The sequence below is a fragment of the Pseudomonas syringae pv. tagetis genome, from assembly GCF_022557255.1.
GTDB lineage: Bacteria > Pseudomonadota > Gammaproteobacteria > Pseudomonadales > Pseudomonadaceae > Aquipseudomonas > Aquipseudomonas caricapapayae.
The window spans coordinates 3,359,841-3,382,441 of the sequence record NZ_CP092923.1; the positions used below are offsets into that span (position 1 = coordinate 3,359,841).

Sequence of the window (22,601 nt, forward strand, 5' to 3'; positions counted from 1 at the left end):
AAATCGCGACATGACGGCTGCCGTTTGCGACAGCAGCCATCATTCGAAACCGGCTCAGCGTCCGGAGAGTATCTCGACCACGGCCTGCCCGGTCGCCGGATCAACGGTCATGATTCGCCGCTTGTCAGGATCGGCAGCGCGAATCCTGGCGATGATCGAATGCGGGTCATCGAAGTTCACCCGTCGCTTGCCGTAGAGGTTTTGCAATGACTTGAGGCTCAAACCGCTGATGTCCACCAGCCACTGCATCACTTGATCCGGAGGCGTCGAGCCCGACAGCGCCTTATGCAGGTCCGGCAGCGCCACCAGCATGCCTGGATGGCAGCGGCGCAGAAACAATTCCAGCCCACTGCCATGATTGACGAATGGCGAAAACAGCATGCAGACCAGTTGAGTCTCGTTCAAACCGAACCCCTCCTGGGCGAAGCTTGAGGCCAGCTCGCGGCGGGCCTCGATACGTGCTCGACCGGCATAGGCGCTGAGCGTCTGATCGATCAATCGCGGCGGCATTTGCTTTCTGCGCATCAGTGACGTTGCCAGTTCAAGGTATTCGGCTATCCCGTCGGCGTAGTTGCGCTCTTGCAAGTACTGCGCAGTCAGGCCACGCATGTGTGCCATCAACAACGGATTGGCGCAATCGGACTCACTGAAGCTAAACGACAGGTCATCAAAACGAAAACCCAGGAATTCGGTAAGCAGGTTCCAGTGCTCGTCTGCCTTGCAACTGACCAGGTCGGCAATGGTGATGAAAGCGGGTGCTTTGGTTCTTTCAGAGACGGCTATGGATGGGCCTGCGCGCGGGCTGTCTTCGCCCTCCCCATAAAGCTCGTGGTAATACGCCTGACCAATCGTATCGATGACCTTGAGCACGCCGGTCAGTGTCTGGCTGCCCCAACTGCCCGTGTACTGTCCGGTACGCTGGGCCAGACGCATGATCCACGTTGCATACTGACGCTGCTCCCTGCGTGAATCGCCACTTACCACTGCATCGACACCATTACCCCAGCTCAAAGCGCGCCCCAGAAACTCCGCCAGCCCGAGATAGCATGTATTGCAAAACGTTGTGCGGGCGTCTCCTGCAGACAGGTGGCCACCCAGCAGCATGTCCAGGCGGTTCTGCTCACGTCCTGAGCCGGAAAAAGGCAGATCCGGTTCGAAGGCTTGGGTGTACTGGTTGTCGATGACCAGCATTTCGACACGCGGGTCGTCATACAGGAACAACGCTGAATAAGTACGGTTGATGTTATCCATTACCGCAGGCGTCATGCCCGCGTGGCGTCGGTTGGCAACCCGCAGGGTGAATGTCCCGGGCGACCGACAGGCAATACTCAACTGAGCGGCGCGCAAAAAGGCCAGCGTGTAGGCACTGTCTTTGCCACCGCCAAAGGCGATCAGCACCTTGAAGCCGGAAATACGCTCAATCCCGCCTGCCGCAACAATCAATCGCTGAATCAAGAGTTGTAACGCCGTGCGCTCCGCACGAGTGAAATACCCCAGCAAGCGTTGCAGTACTTGCTGGTAGACGTAGTTCATTGCCTGTTCGTGGATAGAACTCATTGTGTGTCACCTGCCTGTCGCTCACGGCACGACATGGTGCAGGCAGAACATTGAACATCAAGCTGACAACCCAATTTATAGTCGAGCATGACTCATTCCCTGAGTAATAATTACCGACGCATTATCAATATATCGAACCCAATTACAAGGCACAGTTTTCATTCAAAAACAGTGCAGTCTACCGGCAGTTTTCACCCCATTTAAACTTACCGTTTAATAAGTCGATCACGTTCATAGGGCGCGAGCCAATCGTCCCTACGCCAGGCCGCCCGCCTTGAGGCTGGCGCTTCAAGACCTTGCAGAGGCTGCCACTCTTTCCAGCCAGCCACGTTGTCGTCGAGACTCGTAGGAAACGCCATCTACAGACAACGCGCGCTGACAGAACTTATAAACTCGAATAAACAGTTGATCCTGGATTCACGCGCCCTGCAGCGGTTATCTTTTTAATGTCCGTATCACTATTATCCATTCCGTAGACGCCCGAGCGCTGCGTGATTGAGAACTGTTTAATGAGGGGCCGTTTTTAAACCAGCCTGTAAAAAGCTTTCCGTTCGGAAGGCTTTTTACTGAAGGTCTCTGAGTTGAAAATTGACGAGTCAGAGCGCCTCGACTTCCAGCACCGCACGCCCGCCAATCGGGCAGACATCCATGTAACGGTGCGCCTGCACCACCTGCTCGAACGGAAAACTGCGCGTCTGCAACGGCATCAGTACCTTGTCGGCGGTCATTTGATTGATCTGCTGCAAGGCGCGTTGCAGTGCGGCTTCATCCTGGGTAATGCCCAGCTCGGGCTTGCCGGTGAAATTGCCCAGGCAGTGCACGTAGAACTGAATGTTCTTCTGGAACGCGGCACACGCCGGAAACGGCGTCTGATTGCCGCCCTGCAGGCCATACAGCACCAGGCTGCCACGAGGCGCAAGCACATCGCCCATGATCGACATTTGTGGACCGCCGAGGCCGTCAAAAACGGCGTCGACGCCACGATTTTCGGTGTATTTGTTGATTGCCATCAACAAGTCCTGCTCTTCCGTCACCACGACCTTGTCTGCGCCAAGCGACAACAGATACTCACGTGCGTCTTCAGTCTTGGTTGCGGCAATCACCCGGACACCCAGCGCCTTGCCCAACTGTACGAACGAAGGGCCGGAACAGTGGCTGGCATCGGTCACCAGTACGGTCTGCCCGGCCTTGATACGCGCCAGATCCACATAGGCAAAGTACGCCACCAGATACGGTGTGTAATGTACGCTGGCCTCGACCGGCGAAAGCACATCCGGATAACGCGTCAGTGCACGCCGCGGCAGTACGATGGTTTCGCCGTAGACCGGGTGCTGGTTGGCATCGGCTGCCGGGAAGCTGGCGACCTTGTCGCCCACTTGCAGATCATCGACCCCATCGCCCAGCGCTGTGACCACGCCAGCCATCTCATAACCCAGACCGGCAGGCAGCCGGGCCTGAGTAGACGCGAGATTTTGTCGCCAGAGAACGTCGTACCAGCTGACACCGATGGCCTGGACGCGCACCTGCACCTCGCCGGTGACAGGCGACGCGACAGGATGCTCTTCGAGCTTGAGCACCTCGGCCGGGCCAAACTGGTGAAAACGGATCGTGCGGGACATTTAGAACCTCGCCTGGTAAACCTTGATGCCACAAACTTTATCCGGGCATTGCCGGGAACACTATCGGTGGCTATTGATAGTCGACATGCCTGTCATCGATTGTGTCCTGTGAGCTGCATGTCGCAGCCAGACAGCGTCTGGACGCCAATATGCGTAATGGCCGCCATTGTTCGCATGTCGACGAGACATTGCAAGCCATGTGGACATTCCGTGCCCTTGCCATTAATTTTCCCTGCGCCCGACCCGCATTTGCTCGTACTATCGCACCCTGCTCACGTCCTCAACCGACAAATGGCCCGAGATATTCCGCATGAATCGTAACGACCTGCGTCGCGTCGACCTCAATCTGCTCATCGTTTTCGAGACCCTGATGCATGAGCGCAGCGTTACGCGTGCGGCAGAAAAGCTGTTTTTGGGTCAGCCGGCAATCAGCGCCGCGCTGTCGCGACTGCGCGGCCTGTTCGATGATCCGCTGTTCGTGCGTACCGGGCGCAGCATGGAGCCCACGGCCCGAGCGACGGAAATCTTCGCCCTGCTCTCCCCGGCACTCGACTCCATCTCGACAGCGGTCAGCCGTGCTTCAGAGTTCGACCCGGCCACCAGCACCTCGGTGTTTCGCATCGGCCTTTCGGACGACGTCGAGTTTGCCTTGCTGCCGACCCTGCTCAAACGGTTACGATCCGAAGCACCGGGGATTGTGCTGGTGGTGAGACGGGTCAATTACATCCTCATGCCGCCATTACTGGCCTCGGGTGAGATTTCGGTGGGTGTCAGCTACACCCAGGACCTGCCCGCAAACGCCAAGCGCAAGGTATTGCGCAGGAGCAAGCCGCAACTGTTGCGGGCCGACTCGATACCCGGCCCGCTCAGCCTGGACGACTTCTGTGCACGCCCGCACGCGCTGGTTTCCTTCGCCGGCGACCTGAGCGGGTTCATTGACGAACATCTGGAGAAACTGGACCGCAAACGCCATGTAGTCCTCGCCGTGCCACAGTTCAACGGCCTGGCCACACTGCTGACCGGCACTGACATCATCGCCACCGTGCCTGACTATGCTGCGCAGGTACTGACTGCAGCCGGAGGCGTTCGCTCTGAAGACCTGCCGATTGAAACCCGCACGTTCGAGCTGCACATGGCCTGGCGCGGGGCTCAGGACAATGACCCGGGGGAGCGTTGGTTGAGGTCGCGGATCCAGATGTTTTTTGGAGATCCTGAGAGTCTTTAGTCAAATGGTCTTGCCAGTACTCAGTGCGTCAGCTCGATTGGTCACTAGTGAAAGCCGCACTCCCCCCGATTTGGCAAGGCACGACACGATAGCGTCGTCGCAGAATTCTTTGGTACGAAGGGCTCAGAGCATCGATTCAGCAATGCACTCATATCTCAACAAATGGTAGAGGTGCATCGGTATGACGGCGCACCGCGAACACATTCAAGGTCATTGCTACCAGTGAGTAATATCCGAAAACTCCGACAAGCTCTACAACGCCTGGCTCCCCGAACGCCTTGACTGCACTCGCATACAAAGTCTCGTCTATACGACGCGTCTCATACAACGACTTGCCCAGGCTGTAGACCAAGTGTTCATCTTCGCGCACAAATACCGGCACGGCCTGCTGCCGCAGTGCTTCAATAACCGAGCCTGTGACACCCGCTGTGCGGGCGATTGGCTCATGAATCTGCCACTCCGCCTGGGACTGCCACCAGGCGGCAGTGAACAGGATCGCAAGTTCGGTCAGGCGCAGTTCAAGCCGTGTGCCATACCGACAGAACGCCCCCAGACGCTGCGCATGACTGGCCAGTTCCGGGCTTTGAATCCACGCCAGGAATGGGCCGTCCAAGTTTCCGCGTGGCCCCGCAAGAATGTCCTTGAGCACTGCGCGTTGAGCGTCGTCCATGCTCGCTTCAGTCAATTCGCTGAGCCGCGATTGAATCGTCATGCACTACTCCCTCAGAGGCTTTTCAAAGTGCTGTTCATCGCACTCAGGAGTTTGTCGGTTATCTCATCCAAGTGACAGTCTTCAAGAATAAATGGCGGCGCCAACAGGATATGATCGCCCCGCAGCCCATCGACCGTGCCACCCATCGGGTAGCACATCAGGCCTGCCGCCATGGCGGACTGCTTGAGTTTGGCGTGCAGCTTCAGCGCGGAGTCGAACGGGGTCTTGCTGGCTCGGTCGGCAACCAATTCGATGCCCTGAAATAAACCGCGCCCGCGAATCTCACCCACGTGCGGATGCTCACCCAACTGCGCCAGCAAACGTTCACGCAGACCCGCGCCCAGGTGATTGACCCGGTCCAGCAAGCCGCGGGACTCGATGGCTTTCTGCACCGCCAGTGCTGCCGCGCAGGCGGTGGCGTGGCCAATATAGGTGTGACCATGCTGGAAAAATCCTGAGCCCTCCGCAATGGCATCACGGATTCTCTGACTCACCAACGTTGCCCCTATCGGCTGATAGCCCGCGCCCAGGCCTTTGGCGATTGTGATCAGGTCAGCCGTGATGCCTTCCTGCTCGGCTGCAAAAAGAGTTCCGGTGCGGCCCATGCCGCACATGACCTCATCGAGGATCAACAACACCCCGTGGCGGTCGCATACCTCACGAATGCGCTTAAAGTAGCCCGGCACGGCAACCACGGCACCCAGCGTCGCCCCTACAACGGGCTCGGCCACAAACGCCATGACATTTTCAGCCCCCAGCCGCAGGATCTCCGTCTCCAGTTCGGCCGCCAGGCGCACGCCCATGGCCTCCGGGGTTTCGCCCGGTTGCTGCTCACGGTAGGCATAGCAGGGACTAACGTGGCTGACGTCGATCAGCAGCGGTTCAAACTGCTTGCGCCGCCACTCATTCCCACCCGCGGCCAACGCCCCCAAGGTATTGCCGTGGTAACTCTGGCGACGTGCGATCAAGTGCTTGCGCTGAGGCTGGCCCACTTCGATGAAATACTGGCGGGCCAATTTCAATGCCGCTTCTATCGCTTCGGACCCACCCGAGACGAAGTACACCGATGTAATCCCTTCAGGTGCGCGGGCAACCAGAAAATCCGCCAGTTCTTCCATGACCTGGGTGGTGAAGAACGAAGTGTGTGCGTAGGCCAGCTGGCCCACCTGTTGGCGCACGGCCTTGATCACCTGGGGGTCGCTATGGCCCAGGCATGACACCGCCGCCCCACCGCTGGCATAAAGGTAGCGACGGTTGTTGCTGTCGATCAGATAAGGCCCCTCACCCCGGACGGCCATTGGGTAGCTATGTGTAAGGCTGCGATGAAAGACGTGGCTCATACTGCCGCCCCCAATATTTTTGCAAATAATAGATGCATTAATTTCAAATGCAATTAATTTTTTGCAAGCCATTCAACATCAGGAAGGTCGGTTTAAACGCTATAAAACCTAGCATTTACTGGGAAAATCCGGCCTATCAGACTGAATCGCGAGAAGCAAAATATAGTTGCATACAAATTAAATGCATTTATATTTTGCGAAATAGCAAATTTTTAGTGCGCCTCCTTTCTCAGGTGGCTAGCCGGGCCAACAATAAAAAAATGGAGTGGGTCGTGATGCATCACTCAAAAATTAAACTGCCGCTATCCCCACCGTCCCAGGCTTGCCTTGGGGCTTGTATCCCCCTGAAGAGAAAACACGCGTGAAGAACTTTCTGAAGGCCTCACTGGCGGTAATGGCACTTGCCACCACCTCGAGCTCGTTCGCTGCCGGCAAGGAATTGCTAGTGGCCACCGATACGGCATTCGTGCCTTTCGAGTTCAAGCAAGGCAACGAATACGTGGGGTTCGATATCGACCTGTGGGCGGCGATTGCGAAAGAAATGGGCGTCACCTCCCAGCTAAAACCCATGGATTTCAATGGGATCATCCCTGCCCTGCAAACACGCAATGTCGACGTAGCGTTGGCCGGTATCACCATCAAGGAAGAGCGCAAGCAAGCTATCGACTTTTCCGATGGCTACTACGACAGCGGCTTTCTCTTAATGGTCAAGAGCGACAACGACACGATCAAGGGTGAAGCAGACATCGCCGGCAAGACCCTGGCGGTGAAAAGCGGTACGTCGGCGGCGGATTATGCCAAGGCCAACCTGAAGGCCAGCGACCTGCGTCAGTTCCCCAATATCGACAACGCCTACCTTGAATTGCGCACTGGCCGTGTCGATGCCGCCATGCACGATACGCCGAACGTCCTGTACTACATCAAGACCGCCGGCGAAGGCCAGGTAAAAGCGGTCGGCCAGCAGATGCTCGCCCAGCAGTACGGCATCGGTTTCCCAAAAGGCAGCGAACTGCGTGAACCGGTCAACGCCGCGCTGAAAAAGATCCGTGAAAACGGTACGTATGCGCAGATCTACCGCAAATGGTTCGGCACTGACCCGAAATAATCCCCGCCCCTCATCAACAGAGAATTCAGCATGCATTTCCAATGGAGCGCCATTTGGGATGCGCTACCGGTACTGCTCGAAGGCGCCAAGCTGACCTTGTGGATTTCGATCCTGGGTCTGATCGGTGGAGCCGTGATCGGCGTGGTCGCGGGCTTTGCCCGCGCCTACGGCGGTTTTTTCAGCAGCCGCGTTGCGCTTGTGTTCATTGAACTGATCCGTGGCACCCCGATCATGGTGCAGGTGATGTTCATCTACTTTGCCTTGCCCATGATGGTTCCGGTGCGCATCGACCCTTTCACCGCAGCCGTGGTGACCATCATGCTCAACTCCGGGGCCTACATCGCTGAGATCACCCGTGGTGCAGTGCTGTCGATCCACCGTGGCTTTCGCGAAGCGGGGCTGGCGCTGGGTTTGTCCAGGCGCGACACGCTGCGCTACGTCATCGCCCCCTTGGCGTTTCGACGCATGATCCCGGCGCTGGGCAACCAGTGGATTGTCAGCATCAAGGATACGTCACTGTTCATTGTCATCGGCGTTGCCGAACTGACGCGCCAGGGCCAGGAAGTCATCGCCGGTAATTTCCGTGCCATGGAGATCTGGTCTGCAGTTGCCGTCATCTATCTGATCATTACCCTGGTGCTGAGCTATGTGCTGCGGCGCATGGAATCGAGGCTGAAAATCCTATGATTGAGTTCAAAGGTGTTTCCAAGCACTTCGGCAGCACCCAAGTGTTGCACGACATCGACCTCAAGATCGCCAGCGGCGAAGTGGTGGTGATCATTGGTCCTTCGGGCTCGGGAAAGTCGACGCTGCTGCGCTGCATCAACAAACTGGAGGAAGTCACCGACGGCCAACTGATGGTCGATGGCCTGGAAGTCAATAACCCCAAGGTCGACGAGCGCCTGATTCGTCAGGAAACGGGCATGGTGTTCCAGCAGTTCCATCTGTTCCCACAGATGACCGCGCTGCAGAACGTCGCTTTCGGCCCGGTGCGCGTGCGCGGCGCCAGCCGCAAGGAGGCGGAGAAACTCGCCGCCGAACTCTTGGCCAAAGTCGGCCTGGCCGACCGTGCCGATCATTACCCTTCCGAGCTGTCGGGCGGCCAGCAGCAACGCGTGGCGATCGCCCGGGCGCTGGCAGTAAAACCCAAGTTGATGCTGTTCGACGAGCCGACTTCCGCCCTCGACCCGGAGTTGCGCCACGAGGTGCTGACCGTCATGAAGTCGCTGGCGGATGAGGGCATGACGATGGTCATCGTCACCCACGAAGTGGACTTCGCCCGCAAAGTCGCCATGCGCCTGATCTTCATCGACAAGGGCCGCATCGCCGAGGGCGGTGCCCCCGCTGAATTGATCGCCAACCCACCCAGTGCCCGACTGCGGGAATTCCTGCAACACGTATCCTGAGGAGATGCCATGACACTGCCCTCTATTCATCTTGATGGAAGCGCTTACGCGATTGGTCACGGGCTGGGCGTCTTCGGTCGGGATGCCGTGCTTGCGCATCTGCGCCTTCTTGAGCTTTGGCAATACCTGGCCTTGCAGGCGCAAACCCCGGCGGCTTTGCAGATGCGTCAACAGGTGCAAACCGAGTTCCCCCCGCTATTGGCAGGAAATCGAGGGACTGGCCGACGGATTGCAACTGCCGCTTGACGAAGTGTTCATGTGGAATTGCCGAGGTGACTATGTGCATGAACAGAGCGTGGATGGCTGCACGACAGTATTCGGTCCAACCCCCGCCGGTACGCTGATCGCTCATAACGAAGACGGCCTGCCGCAACTCAAGCGCCACTGCGCGCTCTTGCACGCCACGCCCGAATCGGGCCTGGCGTTCAGCAGCTTTATCTATCCAGGGTCCTTGCCTGGGCACACGCTGGCGATCAATGAGCGCGGCCTGGTGGCGACCGTCAACAACATCCGCCCGGCACGCATTCCTGTCGGCATTCCTCGACAGATCCTGGCGCGCGCGACCCTTGACGCCAGCAGTATCGACGAGGCGATTGCCGTGGTGACCCGCACTGATCGCGCCGGGGCGTTTCACCACACCTTCGGCCAGGCAGGGAGCGCCCGAGTCGTCAGTGTCGAGGCCAGCGCCGAGGGCAGCAATGTCAGTGAAATCCAATGGCCGGCGGGGCATTCAAACCATCTGGTGTCTCTGTCGTTGAGCCAGGTGGGACAGCGCATCACCGCCAGCTCTGGCGCTCGACAGCAGTGTATCGACCAGCGCCTGCGACAGCTTCCAGGTGATCTGGACGCCAACGTAGCGCTGAGTATCCTGCGCGATATTTCGGGGGAGGACCTGCCTGTCTATCGCTGCGCAGCGGATGATTCGGATAACGAAAACACCCTGGCAACCGGTGTTTTTCTGATTAGTGCCAACACTGTAGAGTGGCGTGTTTATACGCAACCGAACCCTGACCAACCCGATGCTGAAGGTGTGGTCCACCGTTCGTTGATCGACGCATGCTCGGATCGTTGAGGGTGGAGCGCAGGTGCTCACTGAATAATGGATACCGTTAATGAATAAAGCCCCGGCAGCACTTCCCGACACATTGGACGGCCTCAAGCAACTGCTCGCGGCCATCGAGCGGCGTGAAGTCGATATCGCGTTGGGCAGCAGTTCCAGGCGCGTGCTGATGGCGCTGATCGAATCTCCCCAACGCACGGCAGTGTGTTCGATCAGCGAGCTTGCAGAGCAACTGGATGTCAACGCCTCGACCCTGTCCCGGCTGGCGCAACGGCTGGGCTATGGCGGCTTCAGCAAATTGCAGGATGTGTTTCGCCGAGAGATTACCGAAGGCAAGCATTTCTATAGTGATCAGGCCTCACGGTTGGTAATCAATCATGAAGACAAGGACATCCTCAATCATCTGACTCGTCTGGGCCGCCAGGAAAGCGCCAACATCGCCAGCATGATCGAGCAGGTCGATCCCGATGTGTTTGTAAAGACGGTAGAACTGCTGGCCAGTGCCCGCCGGATTCGGATTCATGGCATGCGCCAGTTCAATTCACTGGCGCTGTTCATGTCCTACGGCCTGGGCATGTTGCGTCCGGATGTAGCGGCCCTGGACTCCAGTCGGCAAGGTGTGGCGGATGCCCTCGCACAGCTGGACAAGGGTGACGTACTGGTCGTGTCCAGCTGTTTCCCCTACACACCCAGCGTCCTGGCCACGGCCGAGGTCGCCGCTCGCCATGGGATCAAAGTCATAGCACTGACCGACTCTGCCAGCTCGCCACTGGCCAAGGTGGCGTTGCACAGCTTCTATGTCCCCAATCACAGCTTGTTCTTCAGCAACAGCATGTGTGCCTTTATGTTGCTGGCACAGGGTTTGTTAAGCGCGGTTGCCAGCAAACTCGGTGAGCTGTCGATATCCGCTTTGAAGTACAGGGAAGCCCTGATCGACGAATTTAACGCGTCACTGTAAGAATCATCTCAATGAGCTTTCGAGTCTTATTCATGCTGGCAGTAGCATTACTCGCTGCGGACATACTGATAAATCTCGTTTATTCATGAGAACGGAAAGCAAGCGATTGCCATATTGGGTTCCGCTAGAAATTTCCGTCCACGATTGCTCGTGCACCCGTGTTGCCTGAGGGCAAAAATGGGGGCATATCTGAGGGCATCCAGGAACGGCTCGCTGCTCAGGACGCTAAAGCTGCTCAGGACGCTAAAAAAGAAAAGCCGCGATTGACAGCACTGCGCTCATACTCCAGAAGACACTCATAGTCAGCCTCACTGGCCGACAGCACTTCCTTGATCGCAAGGTCACGGGAAACCTCGGGAAGCTGGCCCAGGGCTTCGTTCATTGCGCTCCTGATTGAAGCGGCGTCCGCAGCCGTTTGACCCATCGAAGTTATGTAAGGCAAGCAGGGACTGCGCGCACTCCGCACCAGAATCCTGAGGCCTTCGATCTCGGCACTGTTATCTCTCGCAAGATAATCGTAGGTGACACTGTCGATGGCAGCCAAATCGCCCTCGCCCCTTTTCAACTGTCGCATACTCTCCCTGTGGGATCCGGTGAAGGTGATTTGCGAGAAAAACCCGCGGTCGCTGATATCGGCCAGCGAGTGGCGCAATAAATTCATTCCTGAGTTGGAATCCCGGGCGTTGATAAGGCCATGGCTGCCCTGGAAACCCGTTAGTTCAGTCACGGCCGAATCAGCCCTACAAAGCAGCAAACTGCAATGATCCCCCCCAGAGCTATGGGTAAGCTCATAGCTCGGGCGTCCTATCAGCCTCACCTTTCCCCGCAGCGACGTTACGAATGGATAGCCGCAGGTCTGGGATAACAACAGATCAGGGGAAAGCCAGTGCGCCGCGAGATCAACGATCTGCTTTTGCCCTCGGCGCTTGCCGAGAATCTCCCGAATGCGTTCAAGCCAAGCGTCCTGAGCCTGTAAAACCCGGGCGGGAGCGAGGTACATGGATAGATCGCCGATCATGAATCCGTTCATAGTGTGCGATTGCCGCTGATCACAGCAGGAACCTGTTGGCAGGCGTTTTCAAGCCCAAGCGATCCCTTAATGTCCCTGGTTCGTATTCCTGGCGAAACACGCCTCTGGCTTGCAGCAGAGGCACCACGCCACGAGTGAATGTTTCGAAGTCAGTGGGCAAAAACGGAAACATAAGGTTGTAGCCATCGACGGCATTCGACTCGTATAACGCTGAAAGCTTATCGGCAATGCGTTCTGCCGTTCCGATCAGCAGCCAGGTACTCGAGCTCTTGACCAACCGGCGTCCTATTTCGCGGATGGACAAGGAGGTGTCGTACTGCTTGAGCAGGGCCAGCTCAGTTCGAATTCCGTCAAACTCAGACTCATCCGGCAGCGGTGGCAATGGGCCGTCCGGTGATAATCCTGTCAGGTCCAGCCGGGTGTAGCTGGAGACCAGGTCAATCGCTACGGCATCGATGATAAGACTGTCCTCCAGGTGCCGACGGCGTTCCTCCTCAGTCTCATCCCCGAGCACCACCGGAAGCACGCCGGTGATGATTTTCAGATCACTGGGATGCCTGCCCTTCAACTCGAGTCGACGATTCAAATCAGCCCTGTACGCCAACCCTTCTTCGACCGAATTGATAAAACAGAAGTGCACGTCCGCATGTGCAGCGGCCAGGTTCTTTCCGGCTTCAGAGGACCCCGCCTGGGCGAGAACCGGGTGGCCCTGAGGTGGACGCGGTACATTAAGCGGCCCACGTACGCTGAAATATGCGCCTTTGTGATTGATCGAATGAATTTTCGACGGGTCGGCGAAGTCGCCGGTTCCCTTGTTAAATTCAAGCGCCCCCTGCTCCCATGAGTCCCAAAGCTGCTTGACGACGTGGATGAACTCCTCGGCCCGAAGATAACGATCACCGTGCTTCGTCACGCCTGACAATCCGAAATTGGAGGCCTCCTCTTCCAGCCAGGAAGTCACGATATTCCAGCTGGCTCGTCCGTCGCTGAGGTAGTCCAGCGACGCAAAATATCGCGCGAGATTGAAAGGCTCGTTATAGGAGGTCGAAGCCGTGCCCATCAGGCCTATGTGCTCGGTAACCGCAGCCAGTGCGGACAACAGCGTAATCGGTTCAAGGCGGGCGTTGGCATAGTGCCTCAACCCGCTGGCCACAGAGTCCCAGACCGCGACGTGGTCCGCGACAAAAACCGCATCAAACTTCGCCGCCTCCGCCGCCTGCACCAGTTTTACGTAGTACCCCAGCGTGAATATCTCTTTGGTCGGAGACTTCGGGTGGCGCCAGGAAAAACGATGGTCGCCTTGAGGGTTAAAAAAGAACAGATTCAACATCATACTTTTAGTCGACATAACGCCTCCGCGACCTTATCAAAGTCACATTCCTTTTCACTGGGCCGTCTTGGCGGTATGTTCGGTGACCCACTGCGCAGCGACTTTTGCTGGATCCTTGTGATCAATATCAACAAGGCGATTGAGTTGCTTGAGGTCTTCATCGGTCAGTTTTGCAGAGACCTGATTAAGTACCTTGGTGACCTCCGGGGTCAGCAACGCTTTGCGCCCCAGCGGCGTGATGTTTTGCAGCGGTTGCTGGTGCTTGTTGTCCTCGAGGACAACCCAGGGCTCCTTCGCCAGGATGCCTTGCGTGGAGACCACCGTCGCCACGTCGATAGCGCCGGAGTTCAACGCCAGCCGTGACAAGGGTCCGCCCATGTCCAGCGATTTGATGCTTTTGAAGTTGATGCCATAGACCGCCTTCAACCCGGGCAGGCCTAACGCAGCCGTGGCGACTTCGGGAGGCCCGCCCAGAGTCAAATCTCCCGATACGGGCGCCAGGTCGGACAAGGTGTGCAAGTTGTACTTCTCTGCGGTTTTTTTAGTGACGGCCCATGCGGTAATGGAGCCCGCCGACGAAGGTTCAAGCAGTTGGAGATCCGCCGGCAACTTCTGTTGCAAAGCACTGAGGATCTCCTTTTGGGTGGTCAGGGCGGTCTTGTCGTCATAGAAGCTCAACAGTGATCCCAGGTATTCGGGTACGACGTCTATATCCCCGTTTTCCAGCGCCTGGGCGATGATCTGGCGATTGCCCAGATTGAGTCGGGTCTTGACGTCTATCCCTTGGTTTTTCAAGGCTGAGGCATAAATGTTGGCGAGAATCGTCTGCTCGGAAAAATTGGCCCCTCCAATGGTGATGGACTGAGCACTGGCAAAGCTGTTGCCAACCAGCCAGCCTAACCCTAGCAACAATGAAACCGCGCGCACTGAGCGAACCTTCGAACGTTGTTTGTTTTTCATTGGGGTCTGCACCTCTGCAAAGTGAATACGTTGTTTAAAAGGCGCGGGGTCATTGAGCGCCTGGTTCGATACTTCCCGCCCGCCATTTTCGAACCATGAGCGTTTCTATTATTGAACAAACCCACTCACTGACAATCGCAAGTGCCGACACCATCACGGCGCCACCAATAATTTGCGGCGTATCATTTCGCCCCAGTCCGTCAATCAGAAACCTGCCCAGTCCGCCGAAGCCTGCATACGCCGCAATCGTGGCTGTCGCTATAAGTTGCACCAGGGCCGATCGGAACCCCGAAAAGATCAGCGGAAAGGCCAGAGGCCACTCAAGCTGAATAAACACCTGCCCTCTGCGCATCCCCATCGATCTGGCAGCCTGCTTCAGAGACGAATCCACCTGATCGATTCCAACATAGGTATTGCTCAATATCGGCGGGATACTCATGGTCACCAACGCGATAATGACCGTGCTGGTGTCATAGCCAATGAGCATGATTGCAAGTATCACGATACCCAGAGAAGGTAATGCCCGCCCGATATTGAACACTGCGATTGCCACGTGTGCACCTTTACGGTAATTGGCCAACAGCACACCTAGCGGCAACGCTATTACACAAGCAATAAGCAGACTCAACGACACATAATAAATATGCTCTGCAAGCCGAGTCAGTATTCCGTTTTCACCCCACCAATGATCAGGAAGAGAAAACCATAAGTAGACGCTCACGATCATGTCCATCAGCGCACCCAAGGCACCAGCCATTTATTGATTGAATAAAACAGAAAATCAAAACATAAGGCCAATATCACCGTTAGCACCGGGCTGACCGCCACAGGCGTAGTGAAGCTTTGAGCCAGCCCGGTGATGAACAGCTGGCCTAGTCCGCCTTGGCCAATCAAGGCAGTCACCGTCACCAACCCCACCAAAGTAACCGAGGTGGTTCGCAAGCCCGCCAATAACGCAGGCAGCGCCAGTGGAAGTTCTACCCCGAGGAATCTCTGCATGCGCGTATACCCGAGCGCACGGGCTTCCTCCACCACGTCCGCAGGGAGACTCGCAAGTCCCGCCAATGTGTTCTGTAACACGATAAGCAAGGCATACAGGCTCAAACCAATGACCGCCGTGGTCTTAGACAGTCCGGTAAAAGGCATTATCAAAATAAACAGTGCCAGGGACGGAATGGTAAAGAGTAGGCCGCAGGTATAAATCATCGGTCGCGCCAACCCGGGCTGCCACAACGTCAAGAGCACCATTGCGCCCGCCAACAGAACGCCTGTGCACAGGGCCAGGGTCACCATCTGAATATGATCAATTAACAGCAGGCCAATCTGCTGCCAGTTTTCAACGATCCAGGCCCCGTCAATCATTGCGCATTTCCGAAGCGACGCTCATTGAGCGCGCTGTGAAGGCTGGTAATCGAGAGGCAACCTTCGTAAACGCCCGCCTCGTTTACGCGAACAACCACACCGATCGGCACCGTCAGAATTTTAACGAGTGCGTGATGCAGCGAGTCGTTACTCGACACCGTTGTCAGTTCCGGAACAGGCACATCTGATTCACTGACCCACGTCAACGGGTTGGAATTGTCATCCAGCAGCAGTTTGAACTCACCACTGACCTTCTCCGCCGGAAGATCAGAAACTTTCATCAACGAAAGCCTTTTCAGTAGCGGATCCCTGCCGATAAAGCTCTTCACAAACTCGCTGGCAGGACGGGCAAGAATAGTGTGAGGTGTATCGAACTGAGCAAGCCTTCCTTCGCCTTCAAAGATGGCAATCCGGTCGCCAATCTTGATGGCCTCCTCCATATCGTGGGTCACCAAAATAATGGTTTTATGCAACCGTCTCTGAAGCGCAACCAGTTCATCCTGCAGTCGCTCACGTATTACCGGATCAAGCGCGGCAAAGGGTTCGTCCATCAATACAACCGGCGGGTCCGAGGCCAACGCCCTCGCCAAAGCGACACGACTTTGCTGCCCGCCCGACAGCTGATTAGGGTAGCGCTGAAGAAATTCCGGCTGAAGTCCTACCAGAGAGATGAGCTCGCTCACGCGCTGGCGGATTTTATGCTTGTTCCAGCCCAGGAGTCGCGGTACTGCACCAATATTCTCTGCAACCGTCTGGTGGGGGAACAAGGCTGCGCTTTGCATCATGAAACCAATGCCACGGCGTAACGTAACGACGTCAAGCTCATCGGTTGCCACGCCATTGACATAGATGAGGCCACTGTCCTGAATGTCCAGCCTGTTGATCATTCGCAAAAGGGTTGTTTTGCCACATCCGCTAGGTCCGACAAATACACAGATCTCACCCTCACGGACGTGAAGCGTCAAATCGCTTACGGCCGTTCGCGGGCTGCCTTTATGAGTTTTTTTGATGGCTTCAAAACGTATCATTTTTCGACGCTCAGATTAGCTTGCATAGCTCAGTGCTCGACCGGGTGGCGAGGACAGTCCACGGGACTGAATAGATGTTTCTTCAATAACGGGAAGTAGCCAGCACTGACATAGCCATTGTTTCGCGCAATCCATTGGTCACGCTTGGCTCTATACACCCGGGGTAAGTAAAACCAGGGCAGGCCGGGAAGATCGTGATGAACCAGGTGAAGATTGAGGTTAAGAAACAGCCAACTCAACAGCCCTGACGATTCGTTGATAATCGTACGGTGTTCCGGAAGCGTTGACGGACGATGTTCGTAAAACGATCTGACCATGGCAATCGACAAGGCCGGCAGCGAAACCAGGAATAGGTACTGTATGGCACTGATGGCGCTGTATTGCTCCACCACTGCCAGCACCATGCCAACACCGAGTATATGACCGGACCACATCCGCCAAGCGATTCGCCTGCTGTGAAACAGCCTTCCGATCTCGCCACCCACAAGGGTTATTACCGCCAACGGCGCGCCCATAAACAAACGACCACCCGAGGTCTTGTTTACCCACAACAGCGTTCGGATATACCGAGGCGAGCGCAACCAGACAGCTCCGGTAACATAACGACTTTCCGGATCTTGACCCGGCACCGTCAGCACCTCATCGTTGTGATGCGCCAAATGGGTGTCCCTATAAATATCGTAGGGGTACCACACGGCAAACGGCAGAAACCCCAGGGCCTTGTTAAAAACAGGCCACCGGGTGGGATGACCGTGGATAAGCTCATGTTGGATCGACATCCAGAGCACAATCAGCGGAACCAACAGGACGAGGGTGAATGCTTCGCCAAGTACCTTCCCATAAAAAACAATAACCGCCCACGCCAGATAGAACCCGGTTAACAAAAGCCAGGTGGGCCATTCAGTTTTACCGGTTACGGTCGTGCTCAGTTTAACGATTTCAGCTCGATGAGCTTCATCCAAATAGTTTGGCATGGTTGTTAGCCGTTATAGATATTGCCCGGAACAGTCGCCCTGTCATTCACACTTCGCACTGCACCCCAAACCGAGTGTTATCTGAGGAGGGTTGACTGGATTTTCAGTGTGCAGAGGCCTGGTGAAGACGATTCACATGGCGTGGAGAAGAAACGCCAAGCCTTCGCTGATTGCACTACAGGCTTCGCTGTTGGCCTGACAAGGGAGAGGTTTGCCGGTCACGAATGGAACGGCAATGGAGGTGAAAGTACTGATGCGGATATTGCCGGCGTGAAAAATCGCTGCAGGGGCTCCGTCCTGCGACAGAGCCTTAAGGCTGATGTATAAGATTCGGGCACCGGACATAGTCATACCATCGTAATAAGGTTAAACATATCCGGCGGCCCGGTGACAGCAAGGTAGCACGGTAAACCCTATGAGCTAGGAATATATTTACTTATGCTTATTCCATAAAAGAATAAATTTTAGCGGTGATCTACTCATTGCTCAGACTTCTGGAGCAGCGAATCTTTCTCCCGGCTGTTTCCAGCCTTGGATATTGGATGGACTTTATTTGCTTTTGCACGCCACACAAGTATATTTTGTAGACCTGACGTCAATCAGGCACTTAGAGTAGCCTCAGTACACCGGGAGAAAATTTGATGCTGGAATTAGAGCCGCAATGTTTTTCATCGGACTGCCCAAGCCGGGCGCTTTTCGATCAGATCGCGGACAAGTGGTCGATGATGGTTCTGGCCGTGCTTGATGACGGGCCGCATCGCTTCAATGCCATCAAACGTCGCCTGGAGGGTGTCACCCAGAAAGCCCTCACACAGTCCCTGCGGCGGCTGGAACGCAATGGTCTCGTCTCGCGCCAGGTCATTTCGTTTTCGCCCGTGGCAGTTCAGTATGAAATCACCCCGCTTGGGCGGACGCTGCAGCAGCCATTTCGCGAGTTGCATAAATGGACGCTCGACAAACTGCCTGACGTTGAAGCTGCACGGTTGAAATTTGACGCGGTCGCAGACGTAAAGCTCACGACAGGATGATTTAACACCTCCCGCCAACGCGCTCCGGTGATGCACTGTCTGATAGACCTTCTGCCAGCATACGATCACGATACGGTATGGAAATCGTTGGAATGCTTCCACGCAACTGGCAAAGGCCAATGAATTTCCAGGCGGGCGAAGCTCGAAAGCTCAACCCGCGAGGGTCAAGCTCTGGAGCTGATAAGCGTATAGCCTGCGGGTCAAACCTGGTTGGTTGGCATGACGTAAAGCTCGGCAATATTAACGTGCTCAGGTGCGGACACCGCATACAGAACAGTGTCCGCAATGTCGGCAGGCAATAGGAACTCTACCTGGCTTGAAAAACCAGCCATGACTTGCAAAAACTCTTCGCTGGTTGTGTGATTGAACAGTTCAGTCGCCGTTGCACCCGGCTGAATGCTGGTGACACGAATGTTATATTTCTGCCCTACTTCCATGCGCAGCCCTTCGGTAAAGGCACTGACCGCGAATTTCGTCGCAGCGTACACAGCAAAGCCCTGGCCCAACACTTTGCGCCCCGCAACCGATGAAGTATTTATAATGTGCCCGGCACGGTGCTTAATAAAATGAGGGAGCACGGCGGCCGACAGATTCAAGACCCCTTTGATATTGACGTCCACCATCTTGTCCCATTCATCGGTTTTGAATTCGTCAATATTGGACAGAGGCATCAGACCCGCGTTATTGACTGCAATATCAATTCCACCATAGGTGTCTACCAGTTTTTTCACCCCTGCCTCGACCGAGGCTTTGTCTGCCACGTCCATCTCCAGAACCAGCGCTTGCCCACCAAGACGCTCGATGTCGGCTTTTAATGCTTCAAGACGATCGGCTCGGCGCGCTGCGATACCCACTTTCACACCCACACTGGCGAGCTTCCTGGCCGTCGCTTCGCCTATGCCGCTCGATGCGCCCGTTACCAGTGCGATTTTTTCACTAAGTGCTTTCATGATCCATCCTGCGTAGGGAGTGTCGAAAAAGTTAACTCAATAACTTAACGCGTGATCATGATATACATTTTATACCTGGGTTCAATTAGGCACCGCGAGCATACCAGGTATACCCAACGGTACTGCCACCTCAGGGCACATCAAAATAACCGCGACCAAGGGTCGCGCAGGTACTGGCATAAAGCCCCTGTACACCAGCACTACTTTCCATTGGTTCAGCACTTGGTTGGTTTGATAACGGGGTCATGCACTGCACAAGCCCGGCACAGTTCCACGCGGACAACAGCTATCGGCGGCTTATCGATTACAAGGTACCTGAGTGCAAGGTGGGCTAACTAACAAAGGCCCCCCTTGCGTTGCCAGAATATGTCGGGATTGCGCGTTGAGCCGCTGGAAGCGACAGGGCTACTTTTCAATACGGCTTTGAGGCCACGTCAACAGCGCAAGGTCAATAAGGCAGGCAAGTGTCTGGCGAGTAGCTCCGGTCGAAGGCAGATTTACAATGGCCTGTAATATTCCAAAGTAATACCACGCCAGTAGATCCAGATCGGCGTGCTCGGCAATCTCACCTTGCAACTGGCCATCACTCAAAATATCCAGAAAAATCTGCCGCTGCTGGCAAGACGCAGCGTGTGCGGTTCTCTTTCCTGCGGCAGTGAGGTCTTCATGCTCAGCGTTACTACGAGAGATCAGGCAGCCAGAAGGACGCTTTACGTCAGACTCCGGTGGAAGAAACTCACGTAACAGCGCTTCCACGCTCGCTTTGGAACCCTGAACTCTGGTCGATTTCATTCGAGCCAGCACACGGTCGGTATACAGCTGAAGAGACTCGTTGAAGAGCCCATCCTTGCCATGGAACCGCTGATACAAGCTTGATCGAGACAAACCCGTTGCCTCCGTCAGGTCGCTGATAGACGAATTCGCGTACCCATGACGCCAGAAAACACCTGTCGCCGCTTTCAGGACCGTGCCTTCATCGTATTGCGGTTTGCCGCTCATGGATTCTCCGTTGACAACCTGGAACGATCGGACCAAGATATATGGACCGATCGTTCCATGATACAGGCAGATTCTATGGCTCTCAAAAACCCGAATAAACCGGCGCAAGTGTCGAGAAACTGCTCACTGCTCACGACACCTCACCCCAGCAAGTCGCCAACGAGATTGCCCTCATTGACGCGGTCATGGAGCCGCACGGTCAGCACATCGTTTCACATCGCAGTCACCTGACGTGTACGCCTGCGCCACAGGTCATTTTTCATGAGAGCATTCAATCATCCGGAGCCCAGGGAGTTCGCTCTTGAGCGTGTTCTCTATGCGTTAAGCGACCCTGTGCGCATGGAGATCATTCGCCATCTTGCCGACGTGAGCGAGGCTACCTGTGGTGAGTTGGATGGCGGCCGACCTAAATCAAGCGCGTCTCATCACTTCAGGGTGCTACGTGACTCGGGATTGATGCGCACGCGCATCGTTGGTACAACGCACATGAACGCACTTCGCAAGGACGAGATTGAAGCACGCTTTCCAGGGCTGCTTGACTCCATACTTGGTCATTTTCCATCACCTCCCCTTTAGCGGCCTGTAGCAGGCCATCGCGAGCATCGGGCTGATCCCGATCCCGATACCCGCCGTGGTCGCGTGGCGCATACGCCAGACTGGCCCGCACCTGCCCCATTGCCAGGCCAGCGAGACTCCCCTTTCAGACCGATCCTGCGTTAAATCGGTTACCTGTTGCGAAACCATGAACATGCGCTCGCGCTGCAATGAGCAGACTCAGCACCGACAACACGAACAAGACCCAGGGAAAAGATCCCACCCCCCATTCACTCAACAGAACACCCCCCAATAACCCGCCTCCTGCGATAGCGCTGTTCCAGACCACGACGTTCATGGAAAGCGCGACATCAGCGCCCTCGCCTGCCGAATCGGCGAGCGCGGTTTGCAAGAGCGTGGCAGCACCACCAAACGTCAGGCCCCAGATAAAAACCCCGAGGTAAATAGCCATAGCGGAGCCGGAAAACAGGCCGAAGAACACCGAAACGCCTGCAAAGGTTGCAAGGCTGGCCAGCACCGCTTTTCGCAGATGGCGATCAACAAGCCGTCCCGTTACCCAGATGCCCGCCAGCGCGGCGACGCCAAATGCCAGCAACACCACATCAATGTTATTTGCCAATCCAGCCTTGGAAACAAAGGACGCGACGTAGGTATAGAGAATGTTGTGAGCCAGCATCCAGGTAAAGACCACGCCCAGCACCGGGCGTACGCCAGGTGTAAAAAAGACCTGACCCAACGCCATGCGCTGTGAGGAGGTTTGGCCAGGGTAATCCGGCACTTTGATCAGTACCCAGGCGATCAGCACGAGGGTCATCCCGGACATCAAGCCGAATGCCATGCGCCAGCCCATGAATCCACCCAGCCAGGTTCCCAAAGGTACGCCCAGCGACAGGGCGAGGGGCGTTCCCACCATGGCGATCGCCAGCGCGCGGCCCTGCAATTTCGGGACAACCATGCGGCGTGCATAACCTGCGATGAGGCTCCAGGCCAGGCCCGCAGAGACGCCAGCGAAAAACCTCGCAATCAGGGTCAGCCAGCAGCTGGAAGAAAGCGCTGTGACCGAATTGAAAATCAAAAAGCCGACGATCGTCAGCAGCAAGACAGTCCTGCGACGCCAGCTTTGCGTGGCGATGGTCAGCGGAATGGCTGCCAGCAGAGAGCCCAGCGCATAAAACGTCACCATCTGCCCTGCATACGAAGCCGAGACATCCAGCCCGCTACTGATCTCGGGCAGCAAACCCGCAGGCAGCGTCTCAGTCACGATGCAAATGAACCCCGTCATCGCCAGCGCCAGCAACGCGCCGATCGGAAGTTTTTCGTCCTGGTTCTTTTTCGTCATTACCCGAATCCACCCACTAATATACTGATCGGTATAAATATAGTCAGGGGGCCACCTGATAGTC

General features: G+C 56.0%; 22 protein-coding genes. 8 read left to right on the forward strand and 14 right to left on the reverse strand.

The annotated features are described in order from the left end of the window. Nucleotides 1–54: 54 nt before the first annotated feature. Together MME58_RS14890 and MME58_RS14895 are read right to left on the reverse strand one after the other, a co-directional pair. Complete coding sequence (locus MME58_RS14890; protein WP_054987499.1) at nt 55–1,557, reverse strand: hypothetical protein; 1,503 nt, start codon at nt 1,555–1,557, stop codon at nt 55–57. Nucleotides 1,558–2,153: 596 nt separating this feature from the next. Next, complete coding sequence (locus tag MME58_RS14895) at nt 2,154–3,176, reverse strand: zinc-dependent alcohol dehydrogenase family protein (protein ID WP_055004962.1); 1,023 nt, start codon at nt 3,174–3,176, stop codon at nt 2,154–2,156. Between the two features lie 310 nt (nt 3,177–3,486). On the opposite strand from MME58_RS14895, the gene MME58_RS14900 reads away from it, so the two are divergent. Next, complete coding sequence (locus MME58_RS14900; protein WP_024651098.1) at nt 3,487–4,401, forward strand: LysR family transcriptional regulator; 915 nt, start codon at nt 3,487–3,489, stop codon at nt 4,399–4,401. A 148-nt stretch (nt 4,402–4,549) separates the two neighbouring features. Here the strand turns inward: MME58_RS14900 and MME58_RS14905 are convergent, their stop codons facing one another. Both MME58_RS14905 and MME58_RS14910 read right to left on the reverse strand, forming a co-directional pair. Then, nucleotides 4,550–5,113, reverse strand: coding sequence for a carboxymuconolactone decarboxylase family protein (locus MME58_RS14905; protein ID WP_055004961.1), 564 nt, complete (start codon nt 5,111–5,113; stop codon nt 4,550–4,552). 11 nt (nt 5,114–5,124) lie between these two features. Continuing rightward, nucleotides 5,125–6,453, reverse strand: coding sequence for an aspartate aminotransferase family protein (locus MME58_RS14910; RefSeq protein ID WP_054987502.1), 1,329 nt, complete (start codon nt 6,451–6,453; stop codon nt 5,125–5,127). A 361-nt stretch (nt 6,454–6,814) separates the two neighbouring features. Between MME58_RS14910 and glnH the strand changes: the two genes are divergently transcribed. The 5 genes from glnH (at nt 6,815) to MME58_RS14935 (ending at nt 10,982) form a co-directional block, all read left to right on the forward strand. Then, the gene (gene glnH, locus MME58_RS14915; protein WP_055004960.1) at nt 6,815–7,558 is read left to right on the forward strand and encodes a glutamine ABC transporter substrate-binding protein GlnH; all 744 of its coding nucleotides are present in this window, start codon (nt 6,815–6,817) and stop codon (nt 7,556–7,558) included. A gap of 30 nt (nt 7,559–7,588) precedes the next feature. Next, nucleotides 7,589–8,245 carry a glutamine ABC transporter permease GlnP gene (gene glnP / locus MME58_RS14920; protein ID WP_054987504.1) on the forward strand — a complete coding sequence of 219 codons (657 nt, stop codon included), beginning with the start codon at nt 7,589–7,591 and terminating at the stop codon, nt 8,243–8,245. Further along, complete coding sequence (glnQ, locus tag MME58_RS14925) at nt 8,242–8,964, forward strand: glutamine ABC transporter ATP-binding protein GlnQ (RefSeq protein ID WP_055004959.1); 723 nt, start codon at nt 8,242–8,244, stop codon at nt 8,962–8,964. Before glnP ends, glnQ begins: the two co-directional genes overlap by 4 nt. A gap of 82 nt (nt 8,965–9,046) precedes the next feature. Further along, the gene (locus MME58_RS14930; RefSeq protein ID WP_233591016.1) at nt 9,047–10,036 is read left to right on the forward strand and encodes a C45 family autoproteolytic acyltransferase/hydrolase; all 990 of its coding nucleotides are present in this window, start codon (nt 9,047–9,049) and stop codon (nt 10,034–10,036) included. Nucleotides 10,037–10,076: 40 nt separating this feature from the next. Next, complete coding sequence (locus MME58_RS14935) at nt 10,077–10,982, forward strand: MurR/RpiR family transcriptional regulator (RefSeq protein WP_054987506.1); 906 nt, start codon at nt 10,077–10,079, stop codon at nt 10,980–10,982. 235 nt (nt 10,983–11,217) lie between these two features. Here the strand turns inward: MME58_RS14935 and MME58_RS14940 are convergent, their stop codons facing one another. The 7 genes from MME58_RS14940 to MME58_RS14970 are packed head-to-tail and all read right to left on the reverse strand — an operon-like array spanning nt 11,218 to nt 17,666. Continuing rightward, nucleotides 11,218–12,000 (reverse strand): phosphate/phosphite/phosphonate ABC transporter substrate-binding protein, encoded by a 783-nt coding sequence (locus tag MME58_RS14940; RefSeq protein WP_055004958.1) that lies wholly within the window; start codon nt 11,998–12,000, stop codon nt 11,218–11,220. Nucleotides 12,001–12,031: 31 nt separating this feature from the next. Further along, a complete protein-coding gene (locus tag MME58_RS14945; protein WP_233591015.1) occupies nt 12,032–13,345 on the reverse strand; it encodes an LLM class flavin-dependent oxidoreductase in 1,314 nt (437 codons plus the stop codon). Between the two features lie 51 nt (nt 13,346–13,396). Beyond that, complete coding sequence (locus tag MME58_RS14950) at nt 13,397–14,302, reverse strand: ABC transporter substrate-binding protein (RefSeq protein ID WP_055004957.1); 906 nt, start codon at nt 14,300–14,302, stop codon at nt 13,397–13,399. 49 nt (nt 14,303–14,351) lie between these two features. Further along, nucleotides 14,352–15,035, reverse strand: a complete 684-nt coding sequence (locus MME58_RS14955) for an ABC transporter permease (RefSeq protein ID WP_054987550.1) — start codon at nt 15,033–15,035, stop codon at nt 14,352–14,354. Next, complete coding sequence (locus MME58_RS14960) at nt 15,035–15,664, reverse strand: ABC transporter permease (protein WP_055004956.1); 630 nt, start codon at nt 15,662–15,664, stop codon at nt 15,035–15,037. The genes MME58_RS14955 and MME58_RS14960 overlap by 1 nt, the downstream gene beginning before the upstream one ends. Beyond that, nucleotides 15,661–16,692: an ABC transporter ATP-binding protein gene (locus MME58_RS14965; protein WP_055004955.1), complete on the reverse strand. Its 1,032-nt coding sequence runs from the start codon at nt 16,690–16,692 to the stop codon at nt 15,661–15,663. The genes MME58_RS14960 and MME58_RS14965 overlap by 4 nt, the downstream gene beginning before the upstream one ends. Before the next feature lie 29 nt (nt 16,693–16,721). Next, complete coding sequence (locus MME58_RS14970) at nt 16,722–17,666, reverse strand: fatty acid desaturase (RefSeq protein WP_055004954.1); 945 nt, start codon at nt 17,664–17,666, stop codon at nt 16,722–16,724. A gap of 641 nt (nt 17,667–18,307) precedes the next feature. Between MME58_RS14970 and MME58_RS14975 the strand changes: the two genes are divergently transcribed. Further along, complete coding sequence (locus MME58_RS14975) at nt 18,308–18,694, forward strand: winged helix-turn-helix transcriptional regulator (RefSeq protein WP_054987513.1); 387 nt, start codon at nt 18,308–18,310, stop codon at nt 18,692–18,694. A 200-nt stretch (nt 18,695–18,894) separates the two neighbouring features. Here the strand turns inward: MME58_RS14975 and MME58_RS14980 are convergent, their stop codons facing one another. Both MME58_RS14980 and MME58_RS14985 read right to left on the reverse strand, forming a co-directional pair. Beyond that, on the reverse strand, nt 18,895–19,644 hold the full coding sequence (locus MME58_RS14980; RefSeq protein ID WP_054987514.1) for an SDR family oxidoreductase: 750 nt from the start codon (nt 19,642–19,644) through the stop codon (nt 18,895–18,897). Between the two features lie 405 nt (nt 19,645–20,049). After that, nucleotides 20,050–20,643, reverse strand: a complete 594-nt coding sequence (locus tag MME58_RS14985; protein WP_054987515.1) for a TetR/AcrR family transcriptional regulator — start codon at nt 20,641–20,643, stop codon at nt 20,050–20,052. A 261-nt stretch (nt 20,644–20,904) separates the two neighbouring features. Here MME58_RS14985 and MME58_RS14990 point away from each other — a divergent pair, with 261 nt between their 5' ends. After that, nucleotides 20,905–21,219 (forward strand): ArsR/SmtB family transcription factor, encoded by a 315-nt coding sequence (locus tag MME58_RS14990; protein WP_082427080.1) that lies wholly within the window; start codon nt 20,905–20,907, stop codon nt 21,217–21,219. Between the two features lie 124 nt (nt 21,220–21,343). Here the strand turns inward: MME58_RS14990 and MME58_RS14995 are convergent, their stop codons facing one another. Beyond that, on the reverse strand, nt 21,344–22,537 hold the full coding sequence (locus MME58_RS14995) for an MFS transporter (protein WP_055004953.1): 1,194 nt from the start codon (nt 22,535–22,537) through the stop codon (nt 21,344–21,346). Nucleotides 22,538–22,601: the final 64 nt, after the last annotated feature.